Origin of the sequence: Pseudomonas putida, assembly GCF_002906855.1 — a bacterium.
Lineage (GTDB): Bacteria > Pseudomonadota > Gammaproteobacteria > Pseudomonadales > Pseudomonadaceae > Aquipseudomonas > Aquipseudomonas putida_N.
This window is the reverse complement of sequence record NZ_MINI01000028.1, coordinates 1,839,527-1,854,325: the sequence shown is the minus strand read 5'-3', so window position 1 is coordinate 1,854,325 and position 14,799 is coordinate 1,839,527. Positions and strand designations below refer to the sequence as shown.

Here is a 14,799-nt window from a genome sequence, read left to right as displayed (position 1 = left end):
GGCCTGCCTGGCTATTTACCGTACATTGATCGACACCGGCTCAGGAATCCAGCCATGCCCTACCCCATCGAGCAGAAACTCGTCGTCGGCGTCGCCTCCAGCGCCCTGTTCGACCTGACCGTCTCCGACAACATCTACCAGAGCGAAGGTGTCGAAGCCTATCGCCTGCATCAGGAAGAAAACCTCGATGTGCCTTTCCCCAAAGGCGTGGCCTTCCCGTTCATCCGCCGCTTCCTGAGCATCAACAAGGCTTTCCCCGAGCAACTGCCGGTAGAAGTGGTGCTGCTCTCGCGCAACTCGCCGGAAACCGGGCTGCGGGTGTTCCGCTCGATCAATCACTACGACCTGGATATCACCCGCGCCGCGTTCATGTCCGGCCGTTCGCCGTACGAATACATCCCTGCTTTCAATGCCTCGCTGTTCCTCAGCGCCCATGAAGGCGATGTGCAGCGGGCCATCGATGCCGACTACCCGGCAGGCCTGGTGCTGCCGACGAAAATCTACGATGACGAGATCGACACCGAGTTGCGGGTGGCCTTCGACTTCGATGGTGTGATTGCCGATGACGAGGCGGAAAGCGTGTACAAGCAGCGCCTGAATCTGGATGAGTTCCAGGCCCATGAACGGGACCGCAAGGCGATCCCGCACCAGCCGGGGCCGCTGGCGGACCTGTATCGCAAGCTGTCGCTGATTCGCAAGCTGGAAGACCGCAAGTTGGCGCAAGACCCGGCGTACAAGCGCATCCTGCGCATCGCGATCGTCACGGCGCGCAACGCGCCGGCCCATGAGCGGGTGGTGACGACGCTGAAGAACTGGGGGGTTTCGCCGGATGAGTCGTTCTTCCTTGGCGGGATGGAGAAGGACCGGGTGTTGCAGATTCTCAAGCCGCACATGTTCTTCGATGACCAGCGCAGTCACTTGTTCTCGGCGGCGGGGGACCTGCCGATGGTCCATGTGCCGTTTGGAATAGCGAACAAAGTGCGCACACCGCAACCGGCAAAGCCGGCAATAGTGAACGCAGGTAACACCTGAAGACCGAATATCCGGAGAGGCATGAGCATTTGTAGGCCTGAGAGCACATCGATAGAATCGCCGGTTTGATGATCAGGCCGAGGCTGGTTGTGAAGCAGGCGCCGATGGCTGTGACGAACAACTCGACCTTGAGCCGGTGTTGCATTTGCGCGGGAAACGGGAAGTCAGGGCATTTCTCGAAGGGTTACCCACAGCCAATGGCAGCCCTTTATCAATGCTGAAAGGCGCTTGAGCATCTTGAGGGTATTGGGGCCGCTTTGCGGTCTCATTGGGATTGTCGAGGCATGCATTTTTCGACCAGCGTGTCCCGGTTGGGATTGTTGGGGAGCGTCTTCAGACGATCGGGCTGGCAGTGTTCATCGGACACCGCGTAGTGGGAGGAGTCATCGCCACAGGCCTCCAGAAGGACAACGCTGACAATCACAAGTAGGGCTTTGCGAATCATCTGCTCACTCCATTGACGGGCGGAGATCTGGCAAAAGAAAAGATTCCTGCACAAAGCGTAGCGCGTCACAGGACGAGTTCAATGCCAGACTGTCACTGAGTCCACCTACAGCCCCAGGAGGCACTGCATGAGCCTGATACCCGGCCTGAATGGCAAGGCCAAAGTCCTGATAGGCGGCGCAAGCCGGGGCATCGGCCTGGCATTGTGTACGGCATTGCTCGCTCGCGATGATGTGGCCATGGTCTGGGGCGTTGCACGCAACGCCAGCGGCAATGACGACCTCGCGCTACTCGCCAGGCATCACGCTGAGCGCCTGGTACTGATGGATTGCGACGCGCGTGATGAGCAAGCGCTCGCAGCATTGGCGGCAGAGCTTGCACAAACCTGCGATCACCTTCACCTGGTCATCAGCACCTTGGGCATCCTCCATCAGGACGGCGCCAAGGCAGAGAAATCACTGGCACAGCTGGACCTGGCCGGCCTGCAGGCAAGCTTCGCGACCAATGCCTTCGGGCCAATACTGCTGCTCAAGCATCTGTTGCCGTTGTTGCGCAAGGAGCCCGCCACCTTTGCGGCGCTGTCAGCCAGAGTGGGATCGATCGGCGACAACCGCCTGGGGGGTTGGTACAGCTATCGGGCCAGCAAGGCGGCGCTCAATCAGTTGCTGCGCACCGCCAGTATCGAGCTGAGGCGCCTGAACCCGGCAGCCACCGTGATGGCGCTACATCCCGGGACCACTGACACGCAGCTGTCGCGGCCGTTTCAAGGGAATGTGCCAGCGGGGAAGCTGTTTGACCCGGCCTTCGCGGCGCAGTGTGTCATCGAGCAGGTGGGGCGTTTGGGGCCCACGGATAGTGGAGGGTTCTGGGCGTGGGATGGGCGAACGATCGAATGGTGAACGCATCACCCAATCACGGTGGTGATGTGGTATCCAGGGCGAAGGCTCAACCCGTTCAAGGGGTGGGCGTTATAACAAAAAAACGACGGGGGCCCAAAGCGTTGCGCGCCAACGCAGGGCTCTATCGCCTAGCTCGCGCCAACCTCATCCATGAAATCTGCAAGAAATGCCTCAAGCCGCGCATGGCGCTCAGTAGCCAGCCGAGCCCCTTCGCTAGTTTGGAAGCCTGAGGCAAGTTTCAGCAGCTTGGTGTGAAAATGCTCGATCGCATACGCCGTATCCCGGTAGTCCCTGCCCTGCGCAACGGGGTTCTCGAAGTCGTAAAGCGCCGCCCCCATTCGCCCTGCCGTGTAAAAGCACCTGGCAATGCCCACCGCACCTAAAGCGTCCAGCCGATCACTGTCCTGAAGGATCCTGGCCTCAAGCGTCTGAGGTTCGAAACCGGCCGAGTAACTGTGGGTCTTGACGGCATGTGCCGCTTGCTCAATACGCTCAGAGGGCCAGCCCAGGCCAGCCAGGATCGACGCGGCCTTGTCTGCGGACAGCGTCGACGCCTGCCCACGCAGTGGCGAGTTCTTTTCTATCGCGACACAGTCATGCAGCACAGTCGCGGCGAGCAGCACTTGCAGATCACCGCCTTCCACCCGCTGGATCCGCTGTACATTGACCCACACGCGATGGATGTGAGACTGGTCGTGGGAGCCATCTTGCTGGCTCGCCGGCAGGCATTTCAGCAGTTCGGCGGCAAGCATCTGGAAAGGGGCAAACGCCTCGCTGGTCATCTCAGTTTCTCCATCGACTGCTAGTCGACCAGCTCGACATAACTGGATTCCCCGCCACCCTCTGCACCGGACAACCAGCCCCAGACAAAGCGCAGCGTTGTACGCCCGCTCGGGTCCCGGCCCACCTCGCCGCGCGACCAGCCGGCAAGCAGCTCGCCCTCAGTGGTGATGCACTGGAAAAGCAGTTCGAAGGTGTTACCGCCCGTCACCCGCCCCACTTGATTGCCCACGCGGATGCGGCCGCCCTGATAGGTACTGGTAATGGCCTCGCCGTCGACAAAATAACGGAACACCGTGCCGCTACCCGATAAGCCCTGGCTGTTGCTGGCGACGGTGAATCGACGGTTGTGCAAGCGCGCGTACATATCAAAAGAGTTATCCATGACCCTGGTGCCTTCTGGTGACGTTCCATTTCAGACGCCAAACCTTATCCGAACAGCGTGGGTACTGCCATAAGATCGCAACGCTTACCAGCACCCTGCTCCGCCCGCTGCTGGCCTGCTTCTTCATCTTCACGCCACCGCACCGTTTCTATAATCAGCCGATCGCCCGCCCTATCAGGAGCCAGCCACATGCCTCCCGTCCATGACGCCGCCCAGACCGGCTACTCCCGCCAGGCCCACACCTACACCCAAGGCCGGCCAACCTACCCCGAGGCCCTGTCCAGCTGGCTGCAGCAGAGGCTGATGATCAACGGGCAGACGCGTGTGGTCGATCTTGGCGCTGGCACCGGCAAGTTCACCCGTTTGCTGCTGCCGCTGACGGACCGCCTGACGGCCGTCGAGCCCGTCGATGCGATGCGCCAGCAGTTCGCCAAATGTGTACCCGGCGTCGAGGTGCTTGCCGGAACAGCCCAGGCCATACCGTTGCCCGCTGCCAGCGCCGACGTGGTGCTGTGTGCCCAGGCGTTCCACTGGTTCGCGGACGCCCAGGCACTGGCGGAGATCCATCGGGTGCTCACACCTGGCGGGCGCCTGGGGCTTGTGTGGAACGTACGGGACGAATCGGTCGATTGGGTGGCGGCGATTACCCGGATCATCACCCCTTACGAGGGTGATACACCGCGCTTTCATACCGGCCAATGGCGAGCTGCGTTCGACGGCTCAGGCTTCTCGGCGCCTGAACTGACCTGCTTCGCACACACTCACCTCGGCAATGCCGAAACGGTGATCATGGACCGTATTCTGTCTGTCAGTTTCATCGCCAGCCTGCCGCCTGCGGACAAGGCCGAGGTAACCCGGCAACTGCGCGAGCTGATCCAGACGCACCCTGCGCTGCGCAGCCAGGAAAGCATCGCGTTTCCCTATCAGACCCAGGCGTACCTCTGCCAGCGACTTGGCTGAGGCCCAAGCGGGAAATCACGCCGCCCAGGTTTCATGGAGATGGCGCCACAGAACGCGATCTCCCTGAAGGCTGAACAGTGCCGTCGAGAGCCGTGTCTTAGTGTCCTGGTCGGGCTGCCGATGTGTCTCCTGATAGCGGACCACTGCGCCGTCCGGCCCTTGCGCCAAGGTTTCCAACCCGGTGAGCTCGATGGTCAACCCTGGCTGGCTACCGGCACGCTTGGCGAACAGGGCGGATACATCTTGCAGGCATACCTGCAGGCCAGTCGGCGTGATCATGGAGAAGTCTGGCGTGAAGCGCTCGATCATGGCTTCAACTTGGCCCTCCCCTCTGGCGAAGAGCGCCTCGATCAGTACGTGCAGGTCGATGACTTCTTGTAGGTAAGGATTCATGGCGTTTCAGTCCTGATTCAATAGCCGATTATGACTGATTGTCTGGAACAACGAATACGCCTTCAGGCGCCCGGTGTGTGATGCGCCGGCAAGGTGCTGGTAGCTGTAGAACCGGAGGCGCCAGTGAACCTTCGTGGCTGTCAGGGCTCAGTTGTCCAGAGCGCGTTTGCGACGTCGACAAAGGATTGCCATGGGACATTCTCCCTCCACCGCCCTCCCCCAGGTTCGCGTCGAACGTGAACTGAGCCTGCGCGCGGTGTTCACCGGCACGGTGCTGGGCATCTTGCTCCCGCCCTCGAATGTGTACGCAGGGCTGAAGATCGGTTGGTCATTCAACATGTCGATCATCGCCTTGCTGGTCGGTTTCGCCCTGTGGCAGGGCCTGGCGGGGCGCCGCAAGCACCGCCCCGCGTGGACCTTGCACGAAAGCAACATCAACCAGACCGTGGCATCGGCCGCGGCCTCCATCGTGTCGGGCGGGTTGGTCGCGCCGATCCCCGCCTATACCCTGCTCACCGGTCACCAACTGGACCCGGTGCCGATGATGGCCTGGGTGTTCTCGGTGAGCTTCCTGGGCATCTGGATCGCCTGGTACCTGCGCCCCGCCCTGCTCAACGACCATGGCCTGAAGTTTCCCGAAGGCATGGCGACCCTGGAAACGCTGCAGCAGATCTATAACCATGGGCGCGAAGCCATGGCACGGATCAGGGTGCTGTGCAGCGCCGCGTTGTTGTCAGCACTGGTGAAGTGGATCGACGGGTTCGTCTGGACGATACCGCGCTGGGCACCCACGCCGGCGCTCGAACGCCTGACCTTCACGGTCGACCCTTCGCTGATGCTGATCGGTTTCGGCAGCATCATCGGCATTCGCGTTGGGCTGACGTTGCTGATCGGCGCTGCGCTGGCATGGGGTGGATTGGCGCCGTGGCTGATCGAGCATGCCCTGGTGGTGCTGGCCCCGAACGCCAGCGGGCCACAGTTCGCCGCGCTGGTGGAATGGCTGTTGTGGCCGGGCGTGAGCCTGATGGTCTGCGCGACCCTGACTTCGTTGGCGGTTCGTCTGTTTCAGGTACCCCGGCGATCGGCTGCTGAGCAGCGCACGCCACGCGCCAGGATGCGCTTTACCCCATGGCCTGCGTCGGGGCTGCTGCTGTCCATGGCGCTGGTCGTGACCCTGCAGGTGTTGTTGTTCGGGATCGACGGGTGGATGGCGCTGCTGAGCATTCCGTTGGCGGTGTGCCTTGCCGTAGTCGCGGCGCGCGTGGTCGGCGCCACTGGCATCGCACCGATTGGCGCCATTGGCAAGCTGTCGCAGCTGAGCTTCGGTGTTATCGCCCCAGGCCAGGTGGCGATCAACCTGATGAGCGCCAACACGGCGGGTGGCGCGGCCGGGCAATCCACCGACCTGATGAACGACTTCAAGGTTGGCCTGGCGATTGGCGCTACGCCGCACAAGCAGCTGGTTGCTCAGTGCATCGGGATTTTGATCGGTAGTGTGGTCGGCGTGCTGGTGTATAGGGTGCTGATTCCCGATCCGCAGGCCTTGTTGATCACCGAGCAGTGGCCGGCACCGGCCGTGGCGACCTGGAAAGCGGTGGCGCAGACGCTTACGCAGGGGCTGGGAGCTCTGCCGCTTGAGCTGCGCTGGGCGATCGTGGCGGGTTGCAGTGTCGGGGTACTGCTGGGCGTGCTGGACAGCCTGCTGCCGCAACGGGCGGCCCGCTGGCTGCCGAGTACGGCGGCGTTGGGGCTGGCGTTCATCTTGCCGGCATCGATCAGCCTGATGATGGGGCTTGGGGCAGTGATTACCTGGCTGGTCAGTTGCCGCTGGCCCAGCGTTACCGAGCGGTTTGCGATTACCGCGGCGGCGGGGTTGATTGCCGGTGAGAGCATCATGGGGGTGGGCGCGTCGTTCTGGGAGATGTTGCGAGGGTTGTAGGGAGTGGCATAGGCTGCATCGTCATGAGTGGATGCTACTGGCGCTGGAGAAACGATGATGGAGGTATCAGGATGTGCAGGATTTCAGGGGCTCGCGTGTCGGCCAGTTGAGCCCTCTGACACAGAAATGATCTGCTCGCATCGCGAGCAAATGTTCCTTGAGGCGGGCGGGAATCCTGAAGAACTGCGCGTCATGACTGAGCACTTTCGCCCATGGCTGGAGCAGCGGCTTGGTGACGGCCGGTATTACGGATTCAAACTCCTGGATGGCGAGCAAGCGGTCGCCGCCATTGGCCTGATGAGCATTGATTGGCCGCCCCATCCCTCGCACCCGACCCTGGACAAGCGTGGGTACGTGTTGAACGTGTACGTCCAGCCGGCCTACCGCCGCCGCGGCCTGGCTTCGGCCTTGATGCAAGCGGCTGACGCCGAGTTCGCTCGCCGGGGCATCACGTTCGCGGTCCTGCACGCCACCGAGACGGGCAAACCGGTCTATGCGCAAGGCGGTTGGGCTGGAACGGCGGAAATGGCCAAATCCATTGCTGCGAAACCCTGATTCACCATGGCTGCGAGAGCAACCCCACATTACTGCGGCATTAGCGCAGCACTGTGGGGTTGGTATGACAGCGCTTACCGACCAGGAACAGGTCGGGGTGGTCCCAGCTGCGCTGGTCTTTGTCCACCACCGACTTGTTGCGGTCCGAGCCCATACGGTAGGTGCCCATCAGGTGACCAGCGCCGAAGAACGGGTAGTTCTGGCCGTCGTACTCGAACACCGTTTGCGAGCCGGGCTCAAGCCTAGTGTTCAGGTCAGTCAGCTCGGTGGCGCCCATCAGCTCGGTGATGATATGCGTGGCGGCCAGGCGCGCCTGCTTGAAGCTCTCCTGGGTGTAATCCGACAGTTCGTAGGTGATTTGAGGCCGAGGCAGGCCCAAGCCGTCGGTGAGTTCTGTGGTCCTCTCCACCCGGCACAGCGCATTGTCGGGGTCTTTCTCCACCTGCTCGATCAGGAAGCCCAGACGGAACTGGAGGGTCAGCACACTATTGAGCTGCTGCACCAGCGCTTGGCAACAGGACGAAGCCTGGGGCGTCGTGCCCTGGTTGTAGGTTTCCAGCGTGGCGTTGGCCAGGAAGTTCGGCGCAGGCGTGCCCAGCGGGTTGGTCGGCGACGGTATCTCGCAGTTGTCGGCAGGGTCGGTCGGCCACTGGGTGCTGATCAACTGGTAGTTTGCCCACACCGTGCCCTTGAGCGCGCCTTGCCACTGTGCGTTGAGCTGGTGGGTTGCGGCGGTGAGCGGAATTTCCCGCACGATCTGCGAAGGCGTGGCCTTCTTCGACGGATCCCACGGTTGCGCGGGTGGCTCGTTCACCGGGCGGTCGCTGGCCTGGGCGTCGTAGAACAGGTAGGGGCCTTTGCGCTCGTTGATCGGCGTGGAAGTCTTCCGGCTTGTCGCTGCCATCGAGCACTTTCCAGGACGACTTGACCATGATCGCGTTGCGCGTGTAGGTGCCGCTCTGGTCCACCAGTGGGCCGGCAACCTTGCCCATCTGCTGCAGCACAGGCAGGTCACCCTTGCCGTGGCAGGCGGCGGGCAGCGGCGCCTTCTGATTCCAACCGACTGGCTTCCCGCTCTCTGGCCAATAGCGCCTCGTTGCCGGCGACGTCAACCTAGATCCAGACGTCATTCACCGCAGTGCGCGCCCCACCTTCATGGCCGGTGTTCAAAACGCCTCGCGGCTCGATCATCATCAGTTTCGTTTCCGCCTGTGCCGCTGTTCTGTGCTCTACCCCACGTGGCACGACATACAGTTCACCCGGCTGCACATACACGCAGCCCTCTGGCAGGTCGATACGCAAGGTGCCTTCAAGCACCAGAAACGCTTCGTCGGTTTCCGGGTGCGAGTGCCAGATGAATTCCCCTTCGATGCGCACCACCTTGAACTGGTAGTCGTTCATTTCCGCGACCACCCTTGGGCTCCACTGCTGCTCGATCAGTGCAGCCTTTTGAGCCAGGTTCACAGGTTGCGATGCGCGTTGCTCGTGTAAGTCGGCCATGACAGATCCTCTGTAGTTAGAGCGATCAGCCTATCGAACGCAAAGCACGCTGCTCTTGTACGATCCTGCAAGTCAGCGAGCAGGCCGCAGGCGTTCCAGCCAGCGCAGGGGCGGCACGCCGTAGCTGCGCGTGAAGTGTCGGGTCATGTGGCTCTGGTCGTGAAAGCCTGCAGCGAGGGCGGCATCGACCAGGGTGAAACCGTCCAGGATCAGCCTGCGAAAACAGTCCAGGCGCCGCAGCGTGACAAACCGGTATGGGCTGGTGCCGTAAAGCGCCCGGAAATCCCGTGACAAGCTCCACTGCTCACGCCCGCTGGCCTGTTCGAGCATCTCCAGCGTGATACCGTGGTGAAGGTGCTCCATGATGAATTCCCTGGCGCGCTCGGCCGAACGGTAGTCCAGGCGTTTGCGGCCACGTGGCTTGCCGCCGACTGCACGCAGCGCCATGGCCAGGTCATAGACGGCATCCTGCTCCTCCAGTGTTTCCAGGGGATGATCCAATGCCTGCACGAAGGCCTCGCTGGCACGATAGAGGCGCGGGTCGCTGGACAGCCCGCCGGCAATGAAAGGCAACGGTTCGCCGCCGAGCACGTGCTGGATCAGCGCCGGGTCGATGTAGGCCATCCGGTAGCGAAAGCCGATATCCGTGCCGGCCATGCCGTCATGGACTTCGTCCGGGTGCAGCACCAAGGTGTTGCCCGGCACGCCGTGGCACAACACCCCCTTGTAGTGAAAGCTCTGCACACCGGCAAGGGTGCGGCCTATCGAGTAGGTATCGTGCCGATGTGGGTCGTAGCCGTGGCCGCCAAACCACGCTTCGATGCGCTCTACGCTGCCAGGCGTGGCGCTGCGTATTACCCAGTCAGACGCGGATGACAGGTTTGCTTTTCGTTCCATGGATAGGGCTTGCTGCCATCGCACAATGTTGGCTGAGGAGGGTCCATCCTATTGCAGATTTGCGCGGGCACCCAATCCATTTCCGCTTGACCTCCGCCAGGGGTCGTCAGCCAGACGGTCATGGCGCATCGCCTTCAGAGGACTATCGTTGCTTGTCTGGGCAACGACTACCGATCGAGGTTAGCGCCATGAACACCAGTGACTTACTCGAACAGCTACTTCGGGCCGGGCAGAATTCGCAAGTGCAACAAAGCAGCGGCGGCATGTCTTCGCAAGACGGTTTGGGTGGTTTGCTGGGCGGCCTGCTTGGCGGCGGTAGCGCCACGGGCGGCGGCAATGGCCTTGGTGGTCTGCTAGGCGGCTTGTTGGGTGGCAGTAGTGGCAGCAGCGCTGGCGGCTCTTCCCAGGGGCGCGCCGCAGGTGGCATCAATTACGCAGCCCTGGCGTCGTTGGGCATGATGGCGTTCCAGGCCTACCAAAGTTGGCAGCGCAACCAGGCGGCAGCCCCGCAACAGGCGGTGCGTACGGTCGATCAACTGTCCGGCCCCGAGGCCGAGGATCACAGCCATGCAATCTTGCGTGCACTGATCGCTGCTGCCAAAGCTGACGGGCGCATCGATGAGCAGGAAGAACAGTTGATCTACGCGGAAATCAAACGTCAGACCAGCGACCCGCAACTGCAGCAATGGCTGGATGAAGAAGTCAGCAAGCCACTCGACGCGGCCGAGGTGGCGCGGTCGGCGAAAGACCCGGCCATGGCCGCAGAAATGTACCTGGCCAGCGTGATGCTGGTGGACGACCAGCAGGACGCTGAGCGGGCTTACCTTGATGAGCTTGCCAGCGCGCTACAGCTTGACCCGGCGTTGCAGGTGCACCTGGAGCAGCAGGCCAAGGGGGCAGCCTGACGGGCTGAGATTGCGTCCGTTGCTCAGTGCGCGAAGTGGTCGCCAACCAGCAGACGCCCAGGCCCCAACGCCATCAAACTCAATGGCGCAGGGCCGAGCGCGACTGGGCTCAGTCCGCAGGCTGTTCCACTGCGGTTTCGGCGACCGGGGCCGGGGCAGCCGCTTTTGCCTTCGCGCGGTCCTTGCGGCCTTTACCACGCTGCCGCGAAGCTTGCTGCTTGGCGTATAGCGCCTGGCCGGCGGTCACAACGCCCGCGGGCTGGCCATTCAAGTCCAGGCGCGGCGCACCTTCCACCATGCTTGCCCAATAGCGGTTGCCCCGGCACCAGGTCGAAATGCCCAGCTTCAGCTGTTCAACGGTGATACCCAGCAGCTCCAGGTGTTGCTCGGCATCCTTGAAGATGCCCTCTTTGAGCGGCACCTTGGGGGCCGGGTTGACCGGGAAGGCCAACGGGAAATGCTTCTGCAGTGGCCAGATGGCTTCCACCGCCGGGTCCTGCTCACGCGCCTTGGCCTGCGGGGCGGGCTTGCGCTTGGCAGGGCGCGGGTTTTCGGCCTTTGCCTGCTGCTCTTTTTCAGACCGCAGGCGGTCACGTAACTCAGCTAGTTGTTCAAAACCCATCGTTAATTCACTGCTTCTACGTTGATTGCGTGGCGCAAGGATAAGCCATGCAGCGCTTGGTAGCAGCAGAAAGAGGATGAATCGCTGCTGATTTAGTTATCAAGCACGGCCACACGCCCCTTCAAGCGCCCCCGCGAAAGCAGCTGACGCCCCAGGCGGTGAGCTTGAACGGCAAGTGATAGTGCGCCTGCGCATCGCCGATACCGAAGCGGTACACCAGTTCATCCAGAAAAGGTATTTCAGGCAACTGCGTACCTATCTCACGATAAAACCGGGCCACCTGCAAACGCACTTCATAGACGCCCACCCCGAATAGCGCGTTCAATTCAGCCAGCCCCGCCCACTGGCCGCGCGCATCGATGATGCCCTGCGCGATCGGCGCGCCGCCCGCTAACCCGATGCTCAGGCGCAGCCCTTGCGCGGCACGCCCGCTGGCAATGTCGACAACATGCACCGAGACGCCACCGTTCATGCCCAGAAGCCCTGGTGAGCAACCGCGGCCTCTTCCTCAAGCACCGGGCCATGCACCTGCACGGTGCGTTGACCGCGGGCAAACACCTCGCGGCACGGCAGCGAAAAGGTGGGGTTCTCCGGGTGCGCACCGGTCAGCCCGAGCAGGGCGTGCTCCGACAACGCATAGACCACCCGGCCAATGCCGGTCCAGTACACCGCGCCAGCACACATGCAGCAGGGCTCGGCGCTGGTGTACAGGGTGCAGCCTGCAAGTTGTTCCGGTGTCAGGAGCCTGGCCGCGCGAGCCGCTGCGGCCAGCTCGGCATGCTGGGTCGGGTCGCCCTCCGGAGGCATGGAGTTGTTGCCGGCGCTGGCGATGATCTGGCCTTGCGCATCGGCCACGAGGGCAGCGAATGGGTGGCGGCCGTCCTTGCGCGATTGCTCGGACAGGCGGATCGACTCGCGCAGCAGGGCCAGGTCCATCTCGGACAGGTCGGCGCCGGAGCGGGTGAAAGTCATGGCTGTTACTCCTTGAACGGCAGTTGAAAGCGCGCCTGCTGGCGCGCGTGAAAATGCAGGCTCACTTGGCCATGCTGGTATCGATGGCGTCCTGGCTGCTGGGTTCGGCTTCACGGTTGAGCAGCAGGTTGAGCAGGATGGCGCTGACTGCGGCAAGGAAGATCCCGCTTTCCAGCACCAGCTTCAGCGGGCCGCTGACGTGCTCGAACAGCGCCGGCATAGACATCGGCAACACGCCGATGCTGACCGACACCGCCACCACCAGGCCGTTGCGGGTGCCCTCGAAACGTACCCGGGCCAGCTCCTGGATGCCCGCCACCGTGGTCATGCCGAACATCACGATTGCGCAGCCACCGAGCACTGGCGTCGGCACACTGGCGATCAGCGCGCCCAGTTTGGGGAACAGGCCCATCAACACCATGATGGCGCCCGAGGCGGCGACCACGAAGCGGCTCTTGACGCCGGAAAGCGCGATCAGGCCGGTATTTTGCGTGAAGGCGTTGTAAGGAAAGCTGTTGAATACGCCCCCAAGCATTGTCGACAGGCCATCGGCGCGGAAGGCGTTGCCCAACGTGCGCTGGTCGGTCGGCTTGCCGGTCAGCTTGCCAATGGCCAGGCAGTTGCCAGTGGTCTCGGCCATGATCACCAGCATCGCCAACAGCATGATCAGCACCGGGGTGAAGGCGAACTGCGGCACGCCGAACGCCATCGGCGCGCTGAGCTCGAACCACGCGGCATCGGCTACCCGGCTGAAGTCGGTCATGCCAAAGGCCGCGGCCACCACGCTGCCGGCAATCAGCCCCAGAAGCACGCTGAGGTTGCCGATAAAGCCACGAAAACGTGCGTGGATCACCAGCGTCAGCGCCACCGTGGCCACGCCCAGCATCAGGTTGGCCGGCTTGCCGAAGTCTGCAGTGCCAGGCTGCCCTCCCCCCAGCCAGATGGCGGCGGCCGGCATCAGCGAAATGCCGATGACGGTGATCAGGCTGCCGATCACCACTGGCGGGAAAAACCGCAGCAGACGGCTGAACAGCGGCGCGATGGCAATGGTGAGCGCACCGGCCGCGATCACCGCCCCGAACACGTGAGGTAGGCCGAATTCCTTGCCGATCATGATCATCGGCGCCAGGGCAATGAACGAGCAGCCCTGGATCAGCGGCAAGCGCGCGCCGAAGCGCCACAGCCCGAGGGTTTGCAGCAAGGTGGCAACACCCGAGGTCAGCAGGTTGGCATTGATCAACGTCACCACCTGGGCCTGGCTCAGCCCCAGAGCGCTTCCCAGAATCAGTGGCACGGCGACGGCACCGGCATACATCACCAGCACATGCTGCAGACCAAAGCTGAACAGCTGCCGTGCAGGCAGTATTTCGTCTACGGGATGGATAACAGGTTGGCTCATGTCGTGAATCTCCTGAAGTGCGGCTCTTTTTATTGTTGAAGGCGCCCGGAGTGACATGCAGCGCAGGGAAGCGTGGCAGCTGTCGCCGATGTCGAAGTGGAGAATCCTGTGAAATCACCGATGGAGCAAATGATTAACCATCGCTACCATCGATGGATCGACCCGTGGACAGGAGCAGGTAATGCGTTTTTCTCTGGACCAGTTGCAGGTGTTTGTCAGCGCCGTGCAGGCCGGCTCGTTCTCTGCCGCTGCGCGGCGGCTGGGGCGTACGCAGTCGACGGTCAGTGCTGCCATCAGCAACCTGGAAACCGACCTGGGCGTGCAGCTGTTCGATCGCTCCAGCCGCATCCCGGCCTTGACCGCGGCGGGCCATAAACTGCTGCTGCGCGCCGAGGGAATCCTTGAGCGCTGCTACGCCCTGGAAGGCAGCGCAGACAGCCTGGCAGGCCAGGTGGAAGCCGCGCTGACCCTGGCGATCGAGGTGCCATATGGCCCGCTGATAGCGCCCTTCAAAGGCTTTGACGAAGCGTTTCCTTTCGTGGACTTGCTGATCCGCCACCCGCTGCACGGTGATGTCAGCGAGATGATCCTGACCGGCGAGGCGGACCTCGGGGTGAGCTTCGCCCAGCCCCACTACCCGCCGGAGCTGGCCTTCCAGCAGCTGGGCAAGCTGATCATGACCCACGTCTGCCACCCGGAGTTCGCCCTGGCGCGGCAGTGCCCGGTCAGCTTTGCCGACCTCAACGCCCATCGCCGGCTGGCCTTTTTCGCCCATGCCGACAAACTGCCCAGCAGCGAATACCTGCGTGCCGGCCAGCTGTGGCGGGCGGAGAGTTACCTGGCGTTGGTGGAGATGGTGCGCGGTGGGCTTGGCTGGGCAACCCTGCCGCGCCAACTTGTGCAGCAAGAGCTGGAAAGCGGGCAGTTGGTGGAGTTGCAACTGGAGGCCTACCCCCACACCGACTGGCTGGTGGGGGTGGACCTGTTGTGGCATCGCAAGCGCCAGCCTGGCCCGGCGGCGCGCTACCTGCGCGAGTGCCTGCAACGCAGCAAGGTGTTCGAGATCAACCGGATGGGCCAGTCTACGACCTTGTGAGCGGCCCCTTGGCTGGCACCC

17 protein-coding genes and 1 pseudogene are annotated in these 14,799 nt (G+C 62.7%); 7 read left to right on the top strand and 11 right to left on the bottom strand.

What is annotated here, in order from left to right:
- Positions 1 to 54: 54 nt before the first annotated feature.
- A complete protein-coding gene (locus BGP85_RS09040) occupies positions 55 to 1,032 on the top strand; it encodes a 5'-nucleotidase (protein ID WP_103446841.1) in 978 nt (325 codons plus the stop codon).
- 265 nt (positions 1,033 to 1,297) lie between these two features.
- Here the strand turns inward: BGP85_RS09040 and trbK are convergent, their stop codons facing one another.
- Positions 1,298 to 1,477 (bottom strand): entry exclusion lipoprotein TrbK, encoded by a 180-nt coding sequence (gene trbK, locus BGP85_RS09035; protein ID WP_103446840.1) that lies wholly within the window; start codon positions 1,475 to 1,477, stop codon positions 1,298 to 1,300.
- A 127-nt stretch (positions 1,478 to 1,604) separates the two neighbouring features.
- Here trbK and BGP85_RS09030 point away from each other — a divergent pair, with 127 nt between their 5' ends.
- A complete protein-coding gene (locus BGP85_RS09030) occupies positions 1,605 to 2,375 on the top strand; it encodes an SDR family NAD(P)-dependent oxidoreductase (protein WP_103446839.1) in 771 nt (256 codons plus the stop codon).
- Positions 2,376 to 2,503: 128 nt separating this feature from the next.
- Here BGP85_RS09030 and BGP85_RS09025 read toward each other — a convergent pair whose 3' ends face one another.
- Positions 2,504 to 3,157, bottom strand: a complete 654-nt coding sequence (locus tag BGP85_RS09025) for an HD domain-containing protein (RefSeq protein ID WP_103446838.1) — start codon at positions 3,155 to 3,157, stop codon at positions 2,504 to 2,506.
- 20 nt (positions 3,158 to 3,177) lie between these two features.
- Positions 3,178 to 3,540, bottom strand: coding sequence for a hypothetical protein (locus tag BGP85_RS09020; RefSeq protein WP_103446837.1), 363 nt, complete (start codon positions 3,538 to 3,540; stop codon positions 3,178 to 3,180).
- Between the two features lie 189 nt (positions 3,541 to 3,729).
- Here BGP85_RS09020 and BGP85_RS09015 point away from each other — a divergent pair, with 189 nt between their 5' ends.
- A complete protein-coding gene (locus BGP85_RS09015; RefSeq protein WP_103446836.1) occupies positions 3,730 to 4,500 on the top strand; it encodes a class I SAM-dependent methyltransferase in 771 nt (256 codons plus the stop codon).
- 15 nt (positions 4,501 to 4,515) lie between these two features.
- On the opposite strand, the gene BGP85_RS09010 is transcribed toward BGP85_RS09015, so the two are convergent.
- A complete protein-coding gene (locus tag BGP85_RS09010; protein WP_103446835.1) occupies positions 4,516 to 4,893 on the bottom strand; it encodes a hypothetical protein in 378 nt (125 codons plus the stop codon).
- 190 nt (positions 4,894 to 5,083) lie between these two features.
- Here BGP85_RS09010 and BGP85_RS09005 point away from each other — a divergent pair, with 190 nt between their 5' ends.
- A complete protein-coding gene (locus BGP85_RS09005) occupies positions 5,084 to 6,832 on the top strand; it encodes an OPT family oligopeptide transporter (protein WP_103446834.1) in 1,749 nt (582 codons plus the stop codon).
- 54 nt (positions 6,833 to 6,886) lie between these two features.
- Complete coding sequence (locus tag BGP85_RS09000) at positions 6,887 to 7,387, top strand: GNAT family N-acetyltransferase (RefSeq protein ID WP_103446833.1); 501 nt, start codon at positions 6,887 to 6,889, stop codon at positions 7,385 to 7,387.
- A 76-nt stretch (positions 7,388 to 7,463) separates the two neighbouring features.
- On the opposite strand, the pseudogene BGP85_RS08995 reads toward BGP85_RS09000, so the two are convergent.
- The 3 genes and pseudogenes from BGP85_RS08995 to BGP85_RS08980 form a co-directional block, all read right to left on the bottom strand.
- Positions 7,464 to 7,898, bottom strand: a pseudogene (locus BGP85_RS08995) (GMC oxidoreductase); the annotation flags it as partial.
- A 602-nt stretch (positions 7,899 to 8,500) separates the two neighbouring features.
- A complete protein-coding gene (locus BGP85_RS08985) occupies positions 8,501 to 8,887 on the bottom strand; it encodes a cupin domain-containing protein (protein ID WP_103446832.1) in 387 nt (128 codons plus the stop codon).
- A 72-nt stretch (positions 8,888 to 8,959) separates the two neighbouring features.
- Positions 8,960 to 9,784 carry an AraC family transcriptional regulator gene (locus BGP85_RS08980; protein WP_103446831.1) on the bottom strand — a complete coding sequence of 275 codons (825 nt, stop codon included), beginning with the start codon at positions 9,782 to 9,784 and terminating at the stop codon, positions 8,960 to 8,962.
- 188 nt (positions 9,785 to 9,972) lie between these two features.
- Between BGP85_RS08980 and BGP85_RS08975 the strand changes: the two genes are divergently transcribed.
- Positions 9,973 to 10,689: a tellurite resistance TerB family protein gene (locus BGP85_RS08975; RefSeq protein WP_103446830.1), complete on the top strand. Its 717-nt coding sequence runs from the start codon at positions 9,973 to 9,975 to the stop codon at positions 10,687 to 10,689.
- Positions 10,690 to 10,798: 109 nt separating this feature from the next.
- On the opposite strand, the gene BGP85_RS08970 is transcribed toward BGP85_RS08975, so the two are convergent.
- From BGP85_RS08970 to BGP85_RS08955, 4 genes are all read right to left on the bottom strand, one after another.
- The gene (locus BGP85_RS08970) at positions 10,799 to 11,311 is read right to left on the bottom strand and encodes a ProQ/FinO family protein (protein WP_103446829.1); all 513 of its coding nucleotides are present in this window, start codon (positions 11,309 to 11,311) and stop codon (positions 10,799 to 10,801) included.
- A gap of 121 nt (positions 11,312 to 11,432) precedes the next feature.
- On the bottom strand, positions 11,433 to 11,783 hold the full coding sequence (locus BGP85_RS08965) for a hydroxyisourate hydrolase (RefSeq protein WP_103446828.1): 351 nt from the start codon (positions 11,781 to 11,783) through the stop codon (positions 11,433 to 11,435).
- Positions 11,780 to 12,283 (bottom strand): nucleoside deaminase, encoded by a 504-nt coding sequence (locus tag BGP85_RS08960; RefSeq protein ID WP_103446827.1) that lies wholly within the window; start codon positions 12,281 to 12,283, stop codon positions 11,780 to 11,782. The genes BGP85_RS08965 and BGP85_RS08960 overlap by 4 nt, the downstream gene beginning before the upstream one ends.
- Positions 12,284 to 12,344: 61 nt before the next feature.
- Positions 12,345 to 13,682 carry a nucleobase:cation symporter-2 family protein gene (locus BGP85_RS08955; protein WP_103446826.1) on the bottom strand — a complete coding sequence of 446 codons (1,338 nt, stop codon included), beginning with the start codon at positions 13,680 to 13,682 and terminating at the stop codon, positions 12,345 to 12,347.
- A 181-nt stretch (positions 13,683 to 13,863) separates the two neighbouring features.
- Here BGP85_RS08955 and BGP85_RS08950 point away from each other — a divergent pair, with 181 nt between their 5' ends.
- Positions 13,864 to 14,778, top strand: a complete 915-nt coding sequence (locus BGP85_RS08950; protein ID WP_103446825.1) for a LysR family transcriptional regulator — start codon at positions 13,864 to 13,866, stop codon at positions 14,776 to 14,778.
- The last annotated feature ends 21 nt before the right edge of the window (positions 14,779 to 14,799 follow it).

Coding starts and splice junctions, on each gene's coding strand:
- BGP85_RS08955 (WP_103446826.1), bottom strand. CDS start 13,682: ATGAGCCAACCTGTTATCCATCCCGTAGACGAAATACTGCCTGCACGG.
- BGP85_RS09000 (WP_103446833.1), top strand. CDS start 6,887: ATGATGGAGGTATCAGGATGTGCAGGATTTCAGGGGCTCGCGTGTCGG.
- BGP85_RS08975 (WP_103446830.1), top strand. CDS start 9,973: ATGAACACCAGTGACTTACTCGAACAGCTACTTCGGGCCGGGCAGAAT.
- BGP85_RS09025 (WP_103446838.1), bottom strand. CDS start 3,157: ATGACCAGCGAGGCGTTTGCCCCTTTCCAGATGCTTGCCGCCGAACTG.
- BGP85_RS09030 (WP_103446839.1), top strand. CDS start 1,605: ATGAGCCTGATACCCGGCCTGAATGGCAAGGCCAAAGTCCTGATAGGC.
- BGP85_RS09040 (WP_103446841.1), top strand. CDS start 55: ATGCCCTACCCCATCGAGCAGAAACTCGTCGTCGGCGTCGCCTCCAGC.
- BGP85_RS08980 (WP_103446831.1), bottom strand. CDS start 9,784: ATGGAACGAAAAGCAAACCTGTCATCCGCGTCTGACTGGGTAATACGC.
- BGP85_RS08985 (WP_103446832.1), bottom strand. CDS start 8,887: ATGGCCGACTTACACGAGCAACGCGCATCGCAACCTGTGAACCTGGCT.
- BGP85_RS09015 (WP_103446836.1), top strand. CDS start 3,730: ATGCCTCCCGTCCATGACGCCGCCCAGACCGGCTACTCCCGCCAGGCC.
- BGP85_RS09020 (WP_103446837.1), bottom strand. CDS start 3,540: ATGGATAACTCTTTTGATATGTACGCGCGCTTGCACAACCGTCGATTC.
- BGP85_RS09005 (WP_103446834.1), top strand. CDS start 5,084: ATGGGACATTCTCCCTCCACCGCCCTCCCCCAGGTTCGCGTCGAACGT.
- BGP85_RS08950 (WP_103446825.1), top strand. CDS start 13,864: ATGCGTTTTTCTCTGGACCAGTTGCAGGTGTTTGTCAGCGCCGTGCAG.
- BGP85_RS09010 (WP_103446835.1), bottom strand. CDS start 4,893: ATGAATCCTTACCTACAAGAAGTCATCGACCTGCACGTACTGATCGAG.
- trbK (WP_103446840.1), bottom strand. CDS start 1,477: ATGATTCGCAAAGCCCTACTTGTGATTGTCAGCGTTGTCCTTCTGGAG.
- BGP85_RS08970 (WP_103446829.1), bottom strand. CDS start 11,311: ATGGGTTTTGAACAACTAGCTGAGTTACGTGACCGCCTGCGGTCTGAA.
- BGP85_RS08960 (WP_103446827.1), bottom strand. CDS start 12,283: ATGACTTTCACCCGCTCCGGCGCCGACCTGTCCGAGATGGACCTGGCC.
- BGP85_RS08965 (WP_103446828.1), bottom strand. CDS start 11,783: ATGAACGGTGGCGTCTCGGTGCATGTTGTCGACATTGCCAGCGGGCGT.